13 protein-coding genes are annotated in these 15,997 nt (G+C 68.9%); 4 read left to right on the top strand and 9 right to left on the bottom strand.

The features are described 5' to 3' along the window. Positions 1-278 precede the first annotated feature (278 nt). Positions 279-920, bottom strand: a complete 642-nt coding sequence (locus tag IH80_RS0107605; protein ID WP_030958736.1) for a carbonic anhydrase — start codon at positions 918-920, stop codon at positions 279-281. A 637-nt stretch (positions 921-1,557) separates the two neighbouring features. Here IH80_RS0107605 and IH80_RS0107600 point away from each other — a divergent pair. Both IH80_RS0107600 and IH80_RS0107595 read left to right on the top strand, forming a co-directional pair. Next, positions 1,558-3,168: a right-handed parallel beta-helix repeat-containing protein gene (locus IH80_RS0107600; RefSeq protein ID WP_051808915.1), complete on the top strand. Its 1,611-nt coding sequence runs from the start codon at positions 1,558-1,560 to the stop codon at positions 3,166-3,168. A 241-nt stretch (positions 3,169-3,409) separates the two neighbouring features. Beyond that, positions 3,410-3,973, top strand: coding sequence for a TetR family transcriptional regulator (locus IH80_RS0107595; protein ID WP_051808913.1), 564 nt, complete (start codon positions 3,410-3,412; stop codon positions 3,971-3,973). A gap of 216 nt (positions 3,974-4,189) precedes the next feature. Here IH80_RS0107595 and IH80_RS0107590 read toward each other — a convergent pair whose 3' ends face one another. The 6 genes from IH80_RS0107590 to IH80_RS0107565 all read right to left on the bottom strand — a co-directional run bounded on the left by IH80_RS0107590 (position 4,190) and on the right by IH80_RS0107565 (position 10,513). After that, positions 4,190-5,062: a MurR/RpiR family transcriptional regulator gene (locus tag IH80_RS0107590; protein ID WP_030958733.1), complete on the bottom strand. Its 873-nt coding sequence runs from the start codon at positions 5,060-5,062 to the stop codon at positions 4,190-4,192. 138 nt (positions 5,063-5,200) lie between these two features. Next, complete coding sequence (locus tag IH80_RS0107585) at positions 5,201-6,493, bottom strand: cyanophycinase (RefSeq protein WP_030958731.1); 1,293 nt, start codon at positions 6,491-6,493, stop codon at positions 5,201-5,203. Positions 6,494-6,667: 174 nt separating this feature from the next. After that, complete coding sequence (locus IH80_RS0107580) at positions 6,668-7,882, bottom strand: M20 family metallopeptidase (protein WP_037879144.1); 1,215 nt, start codon at positions 7,880-7,882, stop codon at positions 6,668-6,670. After that, positions 7,879-8,631 (bottom strand): amino acid ABC transporter ATP-binding protein, encoded by a 753-nt coding sequence (locus IH80_RS0107575; RefSeq protein WP_030958728.1) that lies wholly within the window; start codon positions 8,629-8,631, stop codon positions 7,879-7,881. The genes IH80_RS0107580 and IH80_RS0107575 overlap by 4 nt, the downstream gene beginning before the upstream one ends. 8 nt (positions 8,632-8,639) lie before the next feature. Next, positions 8,640-9,602, bottom strand: a complete 963-nt coding sequence (locus IH80_RS0107570) for an amino acid ABC transporter permease (RefSeq protein ID WP_030958727.1) — start codon at positions 9,600-9,602, stop codon at positions 8,640-8,642. Positions 9,603-9,604: 2 nt separating this feature from the next. Continuing rightward, positions 9,605-10,513 (bottom strand): ABC transporter substrate-binding protein, encoded by a 909-nt coding sequence (locus IH80_RS0107565; RefSeq protein WP_234432151.1) that lies wholly within the window; start codon positions 10,511-10,513, stop codon positions 9,605-9,607. 356 nt (positions 10,514-10,869) lie between these two features. Here IH80_RS0107565 and IH80_RS0107560 point away from each other — a divergent pair, with 356 nt between their 5' ends. Then, the gene (locus IH80_RS0107560; RefSeq protein ID WP_199819229.1) at positions 10,870-11,967 is read left to right on the top strand and encodes a hypothetical protein; all 1,098 of its coding nucleotides are present in this window, start codon (positions 10,870-10,872) and stop codon (positions 11,965-11,967) included. 515 nt (positions 11,968-12,482) lie between these two features. Here IH80_RS0107560 and IH80_RS41905 read toward each other — a convergent pair. Beyond that, on the bottom strand, positions 12,483-14,729 hold the full coding sequence (locus IH80_RS41905; protein WP_078906367.1) for a pentapeptide repeat-containing protein: 2,247 nt from the start codon (positions 14,727-14,729) through the stop codon (positions 12,483-12,485). A gap of 75 nt (positions 14,730-14,804) precedes the next feature. Between IH80_RS41905 and IH80_RS47325 the strand changes: the two genes are divergently transcribed. Then, entirely contained in the window at positions 14,805-14,972 is a 168-nt protein-coding gene (locus IH80_RS47325; RefSeq protein WP_158943300.1) for a hypothetical protein, read from the top strand. A gap of 42 nt (positions 14,973-15,014) precedes the next feature. Here the strand turns inward: IH80_RS47325 and IH80_RS41430 are convergent, their stop codons facing one another. Next, entirely contained in the window at positions 15,015-15,767 is a 753-nt protein-coding gene (locus IH80_RS41430; protein WP_037879139.1) for an ASCH domain-containing protein, read from the bottom strand. Positions 15,768-15,997 lie beyond the last annotated feature (230 nt).

Raw genomic sequence — 15,997 nt, 5'->3', positions numbered from 1 at the left:
GGGCGGCCCAGGTCGCGACGCTGCACCCTGACAGGCCCCGCACAGCGCGTGCCGCCCCTCATCGGTGACCGTGGTTACCCGTCCACGGCACACCTCGCAGTCCACGGCCCGCGCCAGATCGGCGCGGGCCGCCGGTGCTGGGCGGGCGGTCTGCTCCGTGAGCCATGGAGAGTGCCCTTCCGAGGATGATCAAGCGAGCCCCACGGGGTCTTCCTCATCCACGGGTACGGGGTTCCTCAGACCTCGGCGAGGGGTGCTGAGGAACACAGCCGCGGTGGTCACGAGGTGGTGAGAACCGCCGTATCGAGGCCGCGAGCGGCAACGAGCTGGGCACTGCCGTCGGCCAGCCGGTATGACAGCCCCACCATGGCAAGGCGGCCGTCGGCCACTCGCTCAGCCAGGACGCGGGAGCGCTCCAGCAGCAGGTCCACAGTGTGCTCGATGTGTTCGGACAGGATCTCCTCGGCGGTCTCGCGGCCGGCTGCGCGGGCCGCCAGCACGCTCGGGGTAACCCGCTCGACAACGTCACGGACGAAGCCGCCCGGCGTCTGCCCGTCCTCCAGAGCGGAGCAGGCCGCGGCGACGGCGCCGCACGAGTCGTGGCCGAGGACGACGACCAGCGGCGCGTTGAGGACGCTCGCGCCGAACTCGATGGAACCGAGTACTTCCGTACCGGCGACGTGCCCCGCGGTGCGGACCACGAACAGGTCCCCCAGGCCGCGGTCGAAGATGATCTCGGCGGCCAGCCGGGAGTCGGAGCACCCGAACAGTACGGCGAAGGGCTGCTGGGACGGTGCGGTCTCGGCACGGCGGGCGGCGTCCTGGTTCGGATGCTCGGATGCACCTGAGACGAAACGTTGGTTACCCGCCATGAGCAGCTCGAAGGCGTCGCGGGGCGTCAGAGTCTGGATCTCGGCCATGGCCGCAGCCTACGATCCCGCCCCGGCCATCGCACCACCTGGTCCCCCCGATCAGGCCACACTGCGTTCCCGCCCCCGACCACGACATCCTGGTCGAGGCCCTCGAGGGCGCCCGTAGGCGGCTGTCTGCCGCACCCCGACATCCACCAGAGGCGTCGACGTCTTCGCGAAATTGATCGGCCACTACGCCTTCGGCTTGTCGTGGTGTGGTGGTGTCAAAGCCGCCACGCCGAGCACGGCCACCGGCGGCGCCCGCACGAGGGCCTGCCGCAAGCTCCGTCACGAGAGCACGCCACTCGGCGATCTCCGGCCACCCGCGAACAGGAACCGGGCCGGCAGCACCCTGCGCACTCCACAGCATCAGTCAGCCAAGGCCCGCCATGACGTCCTGTCAGAACATTTACACCCAGTCCAGGGTTGTTTTCATTTTTCGAGTCTGGAACTGTCCCACTCACGCAACTCACCCCCCTCACAGCGGACTTGGGTGCGGACCGTACGGGGCTGCGCGCCCCACGCGCCCTGACCCGGCGCGGCGATACGGACTTCCATGCATCCATTGCGCGCCCTTCATCGTGCGGCTACGGCCGGCCAAGGGCACCGACCGCCTCGCAAGGACGAACTGAGAGACCAGGCAACAGTGAAACGTACGAGCACCCTCGCCCTGACCGCAGCACTGCTCGCTTCATCCGCACCGCTCGCCACTGTGGGAGCCGGTACGGCGCACGCCGCGGCCCGCACGTACTTCGTCAGCCCCAGCGGCAACGACAGCAACGCGGGCACCTCCACCCGAGCTCCCTTCCGGACCCTGCAAAAGGCCGCGGACAGCGTCGAGCCGGGCGACACCGTCTCGATCATGAACGGCACGTACTCCGAGCGCTCGGCGGGGTCGAACGTGCTGACCATCAAGCGCTCCGGCCTGCCCGGAGCCCCCATTACCTTCACCGCTCATCCCGGCCACCATCCGGTGATCCACCCGGTGAAGGCGTGGAACGGCATCAGCGTCTCCGGTGCCTCCTACATCTCCGTCAGAAACCTCGAAGTCAAGGGCAACAACGCAGCCCTCACCCTGGCCGGAGCAGAACGCGAATCGAAGAAGGGTGACCCCACCTACAACACGAACTGCATCGCCGTGGAACAGAACCGGTCCACGGGCGCGCTGTCGCACCACGTTGAGGTGACCGGCAATGAGGTGCACGGGTGCGCCGGCGGCGGCATATCGGCCATCGACTCCGACCACCTGACCATCTCCGGCAACCACGTGTACGGGACCTCCTGGTACGCGGTGTACGCAACCAGCGGAATCTCCGTCCTCACCCCGCGGGACGTGGGTGGCGGCGACGCCGGTACGTACAAGATCCGCATCACCGGCAACCGCGTCCACGACAACGAGACCAAGATCAAATGGGAGAAGTGCGGCTGCTACTCCGACGGCAACGGCATCATCATCGACACCCTCAAAGGCGACGCCGATCACCCCGCCTACGGGGGGCGCGTACTGGTCGCCAACAACCTCGCGTACGACAACGGCGGCTCCGGCATCCACTCCTACAAGAGCCAGCACGTCGACATCGTCCACAACACGGCCTACGCGAACGGGCGCAGCACCCGCATGGAGAGCTACGCCAACATCTTCGCGCATGACAGCACCGACGTGCGGCTGCTCAACAACATCGCGTACGGCCGGGCGGGGCAGGCGACCAACAGCAGTTCTCGCAATGTGGACGTCACCTACGACTACAACGTCTACTTCGGCGGCAAGGCCCCCGAGGTCCAGGGCCCGAACGATGTCATCGCCGATCCGAAGCTCGCCAAACCGGGCACCGGGGCGGACGCGGATTTCCGGCTGAGCGAGGGCTCCCCCGCCGTCGGCTCGGGTACGCCGTTCGCCGCCGTCACCACCGACTTCACCGGCGCCCGGCGGGCCGGCGGCGCGCCCGACCGGGGCGCCTACGGCTTCGGCGCCGAGCGCACGGGTGGCCCGGCAAGTGCCGCCGAGACCTCCTCCCCCGGCCGGCAAGGTGACGCCCCTGCCGTGAGTGGGCAGCCCGCCGGTAGTGACCCCACCGGCTCCCCGGGTGCGCCGGCCGCCGACGGCACCGATGGCGGCTCCGGGCTGAAGCCGCACAGCGGAAGCGGTCCGCTCGCAGAGACGGGCGGCTCCAGCCCGGTGCTGCCGCTCGGCATCGCGGCGGTGGTCCTCGCCCTCGGTGGCGGGCTCCTCTTCGTGGCGCGGCGCAAGCGCTCCTGATCCCTACGGATCACTTGGGGTGCCACACCGCGGTGCCGGCCCTTCTCCCGAGGGTCGGCACCCCGCGCACCCGCCTGCAGGACCCGTGCTCACCAGCGGGTTCACCGAACGGCCCTCAGCCCCTGACAGACTGACCACCATGGCGGCGGCAATGCACCGGATCGAAGCGGCGACACGCACGGGTCAGACGGCACCGGACCCCCCGCGCGTTGCCTGGCGCAAACAGATGAGGCAGCGCGTCTTGGACGCCGCTCGCGAGCTCACCTGCGAAGCCGGCTGGGACCAGGTCAGTCTCTCGGCCGTCGCCGCCCGCGCCGAAGTGTCGCGCCCCTCGGTGTACAAGGAGTTCGGCAACCGCGCCGGCCTGGGCCGTGCGCTGGTGGTCCTCGAAACCCAGCAGTTCCTGACGGGTGTGGCCGAGGCCCTGTATCCCGGCGCGCCCGACTCCCACGCCTGCCTCCGCGCGGCGATCCTCTACGTATTCGAGGAGGCCGACGACCGGCCCCTCATACGGGCCGTCATCACAGCCGCCCGAGAGGGCTCCGACAGCCTCCTGCCCTACCTCACCGCCCGAGCGGACCCCATCTTCGATGCGGGTCAAACCCTCGTCCGGGGCTGGCTGGCCACGCGGTACCCGCAACAGCGGACAGAGTCGGTGGAGATGGCCGCAGACGTCATCGTCCGCATGACCATCAGCCATCTCGTCCTGCCGGCCGACGAACCGCACCTCACCGCCGGACGACTGGCGACTGCGGCCCTGAAGCTTCTGCAGCCGGACGCCGCGCCTTACCGCAGCTTCGAGTGACCCCACCGCTCGCGCGGCCGCGCTGACGCTGGGCAGAACGTGCGCCATTGCCACCCGGCGTCCGCTGCGGACCCGCTCTGATCGCCGAGGGGCTGCCGAAGGGCGCCCCGCCGAGCGCATGGCTGCCAACCCTCATGCACGAGTTGCGCCCGGCTCCAGCCACGGCCCACTCACTGTGCAGCCCTGTGGGGTGGCGTCCCGCCCGAGAGCGGCCCGTCAGTACAGGCCCATGCGGCGGGCGGTGTCCTCCCCGTGCCGCATCCGGTGGTGGGCGTCTTCACCGAGAGCGGTGAGCACTCCAGCTACGACCGTCTCGATGACGGCGAGGGTGGGGACCAGGCTGTCGTACGGGGAGGGGGCAGCGACCTGGCTGGGCAGGACAACCTCGGCGTGGGTGGCGGCTGGCGAGAGCCACATGTCGGTGAAAAGGATGACCTTTCCGCCTTGCGCCTGTACGAGTTCGGCCATCGCGACCTTGTCCTGCTCGTAGCGCCGGTAGTCGAAGATGACAAGGACGTCACGTCTGTGGAGAGCTGCGAAGACGGCGGTGCGTTCGACGTCGCGGTCGGGCAGAAATCTCACGTCGTCGCGTAGTTGCATGAGGTGCAGGCCGAGGTACTGGGCGAACAGGTTGGTGAAGCGCCCTCCGGCCAGCGTGATGCGGCGTTTGCTGTCGGACAGCAGTCTGATCGCGTGCTCGAGGTCGTGCGGTGGCAGTTCGGCGAGGGTCTGCGCCACGGCGCCGCTGAAGACGTTGCTGCCCCGTTGGAGGAGGGAGAGGTCCTCGTCCGGGCCTCCGTTGCTGCGACCGTAGTCGCTGGCCTCGTACAGCGAGAGGGGGGAAGCGTTGCGCTCGTCGAGCTCGGTTCGCAGCGCGGCCTGGAAGTCGGGGAAGCCCCTGTACCCGAGCCGGTTGACGAAGCGCAGGACCGTTGGGGTGCTGACGGCTGCCCGCTCTGCGAGCACAGCCATGGTCTCGAAGCCGGCTGAGGGATAACCGGCGAGCAGCACGCGCGCGACCTTGCGTTCGGCGGGGCTGACGTCGCCCAGCTTGCGGCGGATCTCGTCGGCGAGCGTGCCAGGGGCCATGCGCGGGTCTTCTTTCGGGGTTGCGGGCAGGAGTGAGAGGTGCCGGGTCGAGCCTACTGCCGCTGATCGGGGGGATGGGGCCGGCCGGCTCCCGTCCCGGCAGCCGGTCGGCCCGGTCGCCCGGTGGTCAAGGCGGTGTCACTCCGGGGCGACGGCCATGCGCAGGCCGGTGACGGTGTGCGCGGTGGCGCCATCGTTGGTCCATGCGGCGAATCCGGGTTGCTTGCTGAGGGTGACCGTGAACCGGGGTCCGCTTTCGAAGGTGGCGGCGGTCGCGGTGCGCTGGGAGCTGCTGGCCGCGAGGGCGCGTACGGTGCCGATGAAGGAGTACGGGACGGCTGTGGGGTTGGCCGCTGAGGCGAAGACGTCGGGGTTGGGAGGGACGGGTGAGGCGGCGGTCGGTATCAGGGGGTGCTTGTCGAGGGCGGGAAGGACGCGCCAGCGGTTCGGGTCGTATCGGTCACCGTCGGTCAGGTAGTTGTACCGTACTCCGGTCAGGGACCAGGCTCCGGAGGAAGCCTTTTGGGTCCGGGCTTGACGGAGGTCGAGGACGGCGATGCCGCGTGGGCCCAGCACGCGCAGTCGCTCGTGCGGCGTGCGGGGAGCATCGACGATGAGGGCGGTGTTCTCCTCCAGCGCGTACACGCGGTCGTGTCCCGTGTCGGCGGCGAGCCGCAGGGCCCTGCCTTCGCGTCCGTAGGCGCCGGTGTGGGTGTCGATCAGTCCCGAGCGCAGGAAGCCGAACCCGCCGGCGGGCAGGTAGCCGAGCCGGGTCGGGTCCTCGAAGTAGCCGGGGCTGCTGCCGTCGCGCAGTCCTTCGTACGAGTCGCCTCCCGTCACCATGTCGGCTCCGGCGGCGATCTGCGCTCCGGCGCTGGAGCCGGATACGACCGCGCCGGCTGCGAGCTTGGCACGGATCGCGGCGAGTACCTTCGAATCGGTGTGCGCAGAGCCGTGGAGCAGGGTGGTGACGTAGCGGTACTGGTCGCCGCCGCCGAAGAAGAAGCCGGTCATGGAGTTGACCTGCCTGACGACCTCGTCGGAGTCGGCGTTGGCGATGTGGTCGAGGTCGATGGGGATCCACTGGGCATCGGCGGCGCCGTGCCGTTCGAAGAGGCCGGCGTAGTGGGCGCCGTTGCACTCCGAGTTGCTGCACTTGTCCGGATCGGCGGCCTGTGGGTCCTGGCTCGCGGGGACCGAGGAGGCGGTGATCACTCCGATCTTTGCGGAGGCCCCGCCGGCCCTTTTGATGATTTCGCCGTAGATCTGGGTGTTGTCCGCCGCCAGTCCGCCGCCGACGAGGACCAGGGAGCCCCGGTCGCCCGCATGGTGGGTGGTGTCGGCACCGGCCGAGGGGGCGAGGGCCAAGGTGAGCAGGAGAGCGGTGCTGCCCGCGAGGGTGGTGCGGCGGGCTCCGGTCGGGATGCGCATGTGGTGCCTCCTGGGGGTGGGTGCAGGTGGTGGCCGGGACGGCGGCGGCGAGGGCCTGCCGCGGTCCCGGCGCGGGCCGGCAGCCCGCTGCGTGGTGGTGGACCGGGCTGCCGGGGCTGGGGCCCCGTACCGGGCAATGGCGCGATCAAACCGGTACGGGACGTTCTTGGGGCGTCATCTGGTGCGGCTGTCGCCGAGGTCGGCGACGAGGGACGCGAGGAGCGCGACGCGGACGGGGACGGTGGAGGTGTCCAGCCATTCCTCGGGTGTGTGGTCGGCGCCGCCTACCGGGCCGAGGCCGTCCAGGGTGGGCACGCCGATGCCCGCGATGAAGTTGGCGTCCCCCACGCCGCCCGTCGCAGCACCGCCGAGCGGAATGCCGAGGTCCGCGGCGATCTTCCTGGCCCGGTCGAACATGCGGCGGGAGGCGGGGGTGTCCTCCATGGGAGGGCACAGGTCCAGCTGCTCCACCGTGGCGGTGGTGCCGGGTACGGCGGGCCGTGCGGCGGCGGCTTCGATCGCGGATCTGGCTGCCCCGATACCGGCGGCGGTGGCCGAGCGCACCTCGACCCGCAACTCGGCTTCCGGGCAGACGATGTTCGCGCGGGTCCCCGCGCGGACGACGCCGACGTTGACGGTGACGTCGTCCCAGTGGCCGTTGAGCGCTTGGAGGGCGACGACCAGGTGGGCGGCGGCCAGGGCGGCGTTCGCCCCGCGCTCCGGCTCGATGCCAGCATGGGCGGCCCGGCCGGTGACCGTCACTCGGAAGTCTGCGACGCCCTTGCGGGCGACGACCACATCGCCGTTCTCGCGCGCGCACTCCAGGGCGAGGGCGAAATGAGCTCCGCATGCCGCCGCCTCCGTGGTCGGGCGGCTGGCGGGTGAGCCGATCTCCTCGTCCGGGGTGGCGAGGAAGACGAGTTCGGCGTATTGCCGGGATCCGGTCTCGTGCAGGATGTCGAGGGCGGTGAGTCCCGCGAGCAGGCCGCCCTTGTCGTCGCTGACGCCAGGCCCTCGCGCCGTGCGGCCGTGGAGTGCGAAGGGCCGTTCGGCGGCGGTGCCGTCCTCGAACACGGTGTCCAGGTGGGCGACGAGCAGGACGCGCCGGCCGCCCTCGGAGACGGGCAGGTCGCCTTGTCGGCGGGCGACGAGCACGTCGCCGACCGGATGGCCGTGGGTGGGCGCAGGAGCGATGCGATCGACGTCGAATCCGAGGTTCATCAGCCGTTCCCGGGTCCAGTCGGCCATACGGTTGACGCCTTCTGGGCTGTACGAGCCGGAGTCGATGGCGACCAGGTGGGCCAGGTCGGCGAGGTAGCCGTCCAGGCGCGCCTCGGCGTACGGGAGCAGCCCGGTGGTGCGCAGTTGCTCCGGCGAGAGGGCGCTCACAGGACTTTGGAGAGGAACGCGCGCGTGCGCTCCTGCGTGGGTTCGACGAGGACGTGGCGGGGATCGCCAGCTTCGACGACCACGCCGTCGTCCATGAAGACGGCGGTGTCTGCCACCTCGCGGGCGAAGCCGATCTCGTGAGTCACCACGACCATCGTCATGCCGTCGGCGGCGAGCCGGCGCATCACGTCCAGCACGTCCCCGACGAGCTCGGGGTCGAGCGCGGAGGTGGGTTCGTCGAAGAGCATGAGCTTGGGCTTCATCGCCAGGGCGCGGGCGATGGCGACGCGTTGTTGCTGTCCGCCGGAGAGCTGCGCCGGGTAATGGCCGGCCCGGTCACCCAGGCCTACCCGGTCCAGCAGTTCATGGGCGTCGTCCTTGGCCTGCGTCTTGGGGAGTCCAAGGACGTTGACCGGGGCTTCCATGACGTTTTCCAGGGCGGTCATGTGGGGGAAGAGGTTGAACCGCTGGAAGACCATGCCGATGTCGCGGCGCCTTGCGGCCACCTCCTTTTCCCGCAGTTCGTGCAGCCTGGGCCCGCTCTGGCGGTAGCCGACCAGGTCACCGTCGACCGCGAGTTTCCCGCCGTCGACCCGGTCGAGGTGGTTGATGCAGCGCAGGAAGGTGGATTTGCCCGAGCCGGAGGGCCCCAGCAGACAGCACACCTGGCCGTGTTCGACGGTCAGGTCGATTCCCTTGAGGACTTCGAGCTTCCCGAAGTGCTTGCGTACGCCTCGGGCGTGGACCATGGGAACGTTCACCGGACGGCCTCCTTGGTGTCCTTCTTCGCCACAGCGGGTCGGCTGAGGGCTCCGGCAACCATGCGGCGCAGGGGCGAGACGTGGCCGCTGCGGCCTGTGCCGCGTCCGTAGCGGCGCTCGAGCCACGCCTGCGGAATGCTGAGCAGGGTCACCAGTGCGAGGTACCAGAGGCTGGCGACGACGAGCATGGGGATGACCTGGTAGTTCTGCGCGTAAACGGCCTGGATGTTGGACATCAGGTCGTGTGCCGAGATGATCGACACCAGGGCAGTCATCTTGAGCATGTTGATCGTCTCGTTGCCCATCGGCGGGATGATCACTCGCATCGCTTGGGGGAGCACGATCCGTCGCATTGTCAGGGCCGGTCGCATACCGAGGGAGTGGGCTGCCTCGGTCTGGCCGGTGTCCACCGACTGGATGCCGGCGCGGACGATCTCGGAGGCGTAGGCGGCCTCGTTGAGGCCGAGGGCCAGCAGCGCGGCGACGGCCGGGGTGAGCAGGGAGTTCGTTTCGACCTGGAAGAAGGTGATGTCGGTGAAAGGGACACCGATCATCACGTACTTGTAGAGGGCTGCGGCGTACCCCCAGAAGATGATCTGCACCAGCAGAGGGGTGCCCCGGAAGAACCAGACGAAGAGGGAGGACATCCCGTACAGCACGGGGTTGGTCGACAGCCGCATCACCGCGATCAGCGTGCCGAGGGCGAGCCCGAGGGCCATCGACGCGGCGGTGAGCCACAGGGTGGTGACCAGGCCGGAGAAGATCAGGTCGGCGAAGAGGAAGTGGCCGATGATCTCCCAGTGGAGATTGCCGTTCTTCGCCAGTGAGCCCGCCACGCCGGTGAGGGCGGCGACCGCCGCGAGGGCCGCGATCCAGCGGCCGTAGTGGCGCAGTGGAACGATGGTGAGCTGCTCGGGCGCCGGGCGGTCGATGCCCGCGGGAGCCGTGGTGGTGGTCATCTCTAGTCCACCGCCGCGTTCTTGGTGGCCTCCTTGACGGCGATGGATGCGACACCGTATTTGTCGAAGATCTTGGTGACGGTTCCGTCGTCGATCAGGGCCTGCAGCGCCTTTTGGATCGCGTCACTGAGCTGCGGCAGCTTCTTGGACACCGCGATCCCGTTGGGCGAGGCACCGTAGCCGCCTGCGGCGGCCGGGTCGTCGACCACTTCGAAGGCGTTTCCGTTGTCGGCGGTCTTGGCCGTCCAGCCAGCGGCGGGCTTCGTCTGCACCATGGCGACGACCTTGTCGGAACGCAGGGCGAGCTGGGCGTCGGAATCCTTGGGGAAGGTCTGGATGTCGATCTCGGCCTTGCCCGCTGCCTTGCACTTCTTCTGATGCTCCTGGAGGAGGTCCAGCTGGTTCGTCGCCGCCTGCACCGCCGCCTTCTTGCCGCACAGGTCGTCCAGGGTGGTGATCTTCTCCGGGTTGCCCTTCACGACCATGATTCCGGACCCGGAGACGGAGTAGTCGACGAAGTCGACGACCGCCTGCCGCTCCTTGTTGTCAGTCATCGCCGACATCGCCGCGTCGAACTTTCCGGCCTGGATGGCCGGCACGATGCCGTCGAACTTCTGCGGCGTGAAGGCGAACTTCACACCCAGCTTCGCGCCCAGCGCCTGACCCAGGTCATAGTCGAGGCCGGTCAGTTCGGGCTTGCCTTCGGCCACGAACATCTCGAAGGGCGCGTACGGGACATCGGTGGCCACCCGCACCACGCCCGACTTCCTGATCTCCTCGGGCAGGGCGTCGTGGAGCGCCGCGTCCTGGGCGACGGTGACCCCGGCGATCGTGGCGGCGGGCGGCGCACCGGCACCGTCAGAACCATCGTCCCCGCAGGCCGCGAGTGTCATGAGGATGGCTGCGGACAAGGCGGTGGCCGTGGCCACGCGACGGGGGGACGGGGTTGGCATACAGGTAGCCCTCTCGGAAGACCGGGCGGCGACGACTGGGTACGCCACCGTCTGACACGCAAGGAAATTACATGCACTGCCTAGAATTGGCTAGATGTAACTCATGTTTCATCGTGGTAACGGGCCGCATCACGCCACGATGCTTCCGCGTTCGAGGCTCTCACCTGCTCCATCGGCGCGACACCCGTCCACACGGCCGACTCGTGCGTTACATCTATCGCAGTTGGCGATCGACCTGTACTTTCCGTTGCTGCAAGCCGCAGTCCTGTTTCGCCGTTTCGTCGGCACCCGTCACTTCTGCGCACGGAGGATCCATGAGTTCGTTCCCCCACCACAGCTCCCCCGCGCTCCCCGCCGCCTCACCGGTGCAGCGCCGACCCGCACACCGCATCGCCGCGTGCCTCGCAGTCGCTGTCGCAGTCATGGCCGGTGGGATCGCCCAGGCCGATCAAGTCGAGGCCGCCGCGGGCCGGATCCGCCTCGGCAACGCCGTCGACGTCAGCCGCACCAGCTGGTCGGGCCCCGCCTTCACCATGAACGGGTCCGGTGGCATCGTCTCCGCCTCCATGGCGAAGGCCGTAGACGCGATCCGCGGCGGGACCGGCTCACTCGACGTGGTGGTGCTGGCGGCGTCGAGTCCGGGATCCGGTAGCAGGACACCCGAGTGCGATGCGGTCATGCGCCTGGGCGGAATCAACTCCTGCACCACATGGACGCTCACGAAGGCGAGCGACGGCAACAACGCACAGGCCAACACCGACATCCGTAACGCGGAGTTCGTCTACTTCGCTGGTGGCGACCAGTGCAAGTACGCGGCCTGGAAATCCACTGCGCTTCGCGCCTCGGTGCAGTCGGTCGTCGCCAAGGGCGGCGGCTCCGGCGGAGGCAGCGCAGGTCACCACATCAACAGCTCCGTCGTGTACAACGCCTGCCAGGGGAGCATCACCTCCAGCGAGGCTCTGGCCAACCCCTACGACTCCTACGCGACGTTCACCACAGGAATGTTCGACTGGCCCCATTACGGCGGCACCATCAACGACTCCCACTTCGTCACCCGCGACCGTATGGGCCGCATCATGGCCTTCGTGGCGCGCGCGCTCAAGGACAGTCTCACCTCGGGCGGAAAGGCCTGGGGGGTGGGGGTCGAAGAGGGAGGCTCCCTCTTCATAGACCAGAACGGCCTCGCTACCCTCTCCGGCGCCGACGCCTACGTCGTCCTCGGCGACCACCAGCCTGAAAAGGCGGTCTCGGGACAGCCCCTCACCTTCTCCAACTACAAGATCTGGCACCTCTCCCCCGGCCGGACCTTTGACTTCAAGAACCGCCCCACCTGCGGCTACTACCTCAAGAGTGTCACCAACGGCATCGCCGACAGCAATCTGTACAACGGCACACCCGTCACCAGTTGCTGAAACCTCACGGGGAGAGCCAGGCCGGGTCCGTAGTGACCTCCGTCGGGCTCTGTCCATGAGTACGAGGACGTGGCCGTGTTCGGCGTCCAGCTCACCGGCGCGGAGGCCGGCGGGCCACACGGCGGGATCGCCGAGCACGGCCGGATCGAGGAGGGACACCACCCGCACCGCGACGCCCAGCTCCGCCCGAATCCGGGAGGAGTGCCTCGGCGGGAAGGTCCCCGCACACCACGACGGTCAAGGCGGGAGACTGGACGTCGGACAGGTGCGGCCAGACCCCCCCCGGTCCAGCTCCCCGCGGAGCGTGTCGGCGGGGACAGCAGGTGTGCGTTTGCCTGCTCGAGGGTGCGGACCGGCCCGGGCATTCCGTGAGTGAGGGGGAGATGGCGTGCGGGTGGGTTCCGGTTGGGGCGGCGGCGAGGTGGGCGGCGGTGATCCGGTCGAGGTGCTCGGTTCGCGCGCAGGAGGCGGCGGCCGACGTTTGCGGCTGTGCCCATCCCGCCGCCGGCGCTGGGCTACCGCTTGACTCGTCCACGGACGGCAAGCACCGCAAGCCCCAGCAACAAGGGCTCGGTCAGGCGGGATGCCATCTCGGTGTAGGTTCCGGTTGTGGTGAGGTACTGGCCGGAGGAGCGGAAGACAACCGAGTTGACGACGATCCGCAGGGACTTCTCCCAGCGCTGTGACGTCACTCGGGTGCGCAGCGGGCCGGACGGGTTGACGGGGGTGGGGTTCTCCGTGGCCAGTGAGATGTTCTGCCCGGTGAGCTGTCCGGTCGTTACGGCCTGTGGGTCGTTCTCCGGGATGCCCCACAGCATCATGATCAGGACTGTGGCGATTATGGCGCCCAGGAGCCAGGCAAGGGCCCTGGACGCGCGCAGGCCGTAGCCGGACAGGGCCCAATACAGGGTGAGCAGCACGCGCTCGGAGTGGGGCCGGTCGCCGTCGTGGCGGCGCATCTCCATCTCACCGTAGTAGAAGTCTGCTGCGTCCGGTTCGTTCTTGGCGTCCTCGAGGGATTTCCGCAGATGGCGGTACACGGGGGCGAGGGCGGCAGGCTGTTGGGGGGACGTCCCGGCCGGCGCGGGAGTCCAGCCGGTCGAGCCGGTGGCCGCGCGCCAGTGGTGTTCCTCAGCGAGGGTACGACGCTGTGTCCAACGAGTCGGAAACGCGCCGTGCCGGTGCAGGCCGGCGGGGGCGGCCGCGAAGGCGCAGCGGCCTTCCAAGCGGAGCTGGTCGAGGTGGAAGGTGCCGGTGAGCCTGCAGCTGGACAGGTCCACGTCGGTCAGGGCCAGGTGCGCCGCGTCCACACCGGTCAACGAGGTGATCCGGGCAGTCGGGTCCCGGCCGGCCAACCCGGATTCGTCCAGCGGCTGCCGGTCGTACGTGAAGACGGACTGGTGCGTGGCCACGCTGAACGGGTACTCGAAGACTGCGTCCGTGAGATCCACTGTCGCGTGGCGCAGACGCAGCGTGGCCGTGGAGTCCCAGCGCGTCCTGGCACAGGAGAGGGAGGCCGTTGCCGCCTCGATGGCCACCGGACCGCCGAAACGCGCACCTGAGAGATCCAGCTCCCCCTGGCAGGCCAACGGGCCCAGCTGGGACAAGGTGTCGAAGGTCGCTCCACTGAAGGAGGCGCCGGTGGAGAAGGTCGCCGCGCCGAAAACGGCATCGCCGGAGAAGGCCGCCCCGCGGAAGGCCGCCCCGCCGGAGAACATCGCCCCGCTGAAGTCGGTGTTGTCCGAGAACACCGTCCCGACGAAGCGGGCCTCGCTGGAGAACGCCGTTCTGTGGAAGGCAGCCTCGCCAGAAAACGTCGTAGCGTCGAAGCGGGCACTTCCGGCAAGAGCCGCCGAGCTGAACCGGGCGCTGCCGGAGAAGGTCGCCAGGCTGAACCAGGCATCGCCGGAGAACGTCACGCCGCGAAAGTCGGCGCTGCGGGCGAACGTCGCCCCGCCGAACCGGGCGTCGCCGCCGAACAGGACTCCGCCGAACCCGGCATCACCGGAGAAGACCGCCTCGCGCAGGCTCGCCCCGCCCGAGAACCCCGCCCCGTCGAAGAGAGCCGTACCGGAGAACGCCGCCTTGCTGAACTCCGCGTCCCCGGAAAACTCCGCGCTGCGGAAGTCGGCTTCGCTGAACTCGGCACTGTCGAAACGGGCGCTATGACGGAACTCCGCCCCACCGAACCAGGCATCACCGGAGAAGGACGCCCTGACGAACGCAGCGTCGGTGAACATCGCGCTGTCGAAGCGGGCGTCAAGGGCGAACCCCGCCCCACCGAAGTCTGCAGCACCGGAGAACACCGCCCTGCTGAACCCGGCGCTCCCGGCGAACGTCGCCCTCCTGAACCCGGCGCTCCCTGCGAACGTCGCCCCGCGGAAGACAGCATCACCGGAAAACACCGCCCCGTCGAACGAGACGTCCGCGAAGGTCACTCCTCCGAAGTCGGCTGTACCGGCGAACGTGGTGGCTTGGAAGCGAGCATGGCTGACCAGCAGTCGCCCGCTGCGCGGGTCCCGGAGCGCGTGGAGCAGCCGATGCAGCAGATCACTGGTGAAGGTGGTGCCGGAGTGATTGATCTCGGTGTCGGGGGCCAGGCTGGCCAGGTACGTCGCGCGGAGGGCTTCCGGCAGGTGGGTCAGGCAGGCGTCGTACGGGTCGACGATGAGGCCACGACAGCCCACGGGATCGTCCAGGTTCGCTCCGACGGCGCAGTGCGGCCAGGGTGGTGGATCCAGGTTCGGCGAGGTCGTGGTCACGAGAAGAAGAGATCAAGCGGGAGTGGTGATTGCAAGGACCGTGGACACGGTACTGACACCGACTACTCCGATATCGTGCGCGCTGACATCGCAGCGATCGGCGAGCCGCTTCTGCCGGTGCCGGCCCCGGTGCTCACCCATCCTTACCCCCGGCCGGGCGTCCTCGTCGTTGACGAGGCCTGCTGCCAGCCGGTGGAACGAGCCGAGGTCAACCTGGTGTTCCAGGTGATCTTAAAGCGCTGACGAAACGGGCTCGGTCATCCTGACCTCAGATGCCCCCGCGGTTTAAGCGGCACCCGTCCTGTCGTTGATCTGGAAGGTGATTACGTCGACCTCGTCGGTTCCCGCCAGCTCTGGGTAGTGGCTCTTGAGGCCTTCCCGGAGTTCGGTTGCGGTCCTCAGCCCCTCGGCTTGGGCGTCCTGGTGGGTGAGGTCGCTGACCAGGCAGTGCCTGATGCCGGTCACTTCTGCCGGCAGGACGACTTCGGGGTCGCTTGCGAACACCAGCCGCGCGGGCCCGAGCTGGGCCGGATCCCGGAAGCGGGTGGTCTTGGTCTTGGCGCCAGAGCGGACGTCTTCGAGGTAGCGGGGGTTGAACCGGATGATCTGGGGACCGGCCGTATCGGGGTCTTGGTAGAGCGACCGGTCGAGACGGTTCATACCTTCGGGAGTCCATCGCTGAGTCAGCGGCATCAGGTCGGCGGCGAGAACGGACCTGGGCCCTTGGGGCGTAGGCACGATGACGCGCATGGTGGGGTAGTAGTCCACGAAGACCTGCCGGTCGCGCCCGCACGGGCCGATGATCCCCCGCCCGTGGTTTCCCACGGCGACGATGCAGCGCATCTGGCGGGCGCCCTGGGCTCGTGCGGCTCCCAGAGCCACGAGTTCGGCGCAGGGTCCGCCGGTGAAGTGGTAGAGGTTCACGCCGGCGAACATCCGGTAGTCGGCGGCCATGACCGCCGCCCCCATCGTGTGGATCCCGTCTTCGTCGGGCCCGGCGTCCGTATGCGCGTCTATGGTGCGGCGTGCCAGCTCCACGAGCTCACGCTCGTCATTATCGAGAGCTCGTGCAGATGACGGTACGTACACGCTTTCAGCCTTCCCTTTTCGTCAGCAGTCGCCAAGATCATTCCACGCCGTGCAGGTGGGCTCCACGGATTTCGGCTTGCCTTGACTGGGCCCGTATCGGTGGTCCCGTGGGCAGGGAGCGCCCTGGCTGAGGCTGGTCGTGGTCACGGAAGACGATCCCGGGCCGCGGCTCTGCCGTG

It is taken from the genome of Streptomyces sp. NRRL S-378, assembly GCF_000720645.1.
Classification (GTDB): domain Bacteria; phylum Actinomycetota; class Actinomycetes; order Streptomycetales; family Streptomycetaceae; genus Streptomyces.
This window is presented reverse-complemented; position numbering and strand designations above follow the sequence as displayed.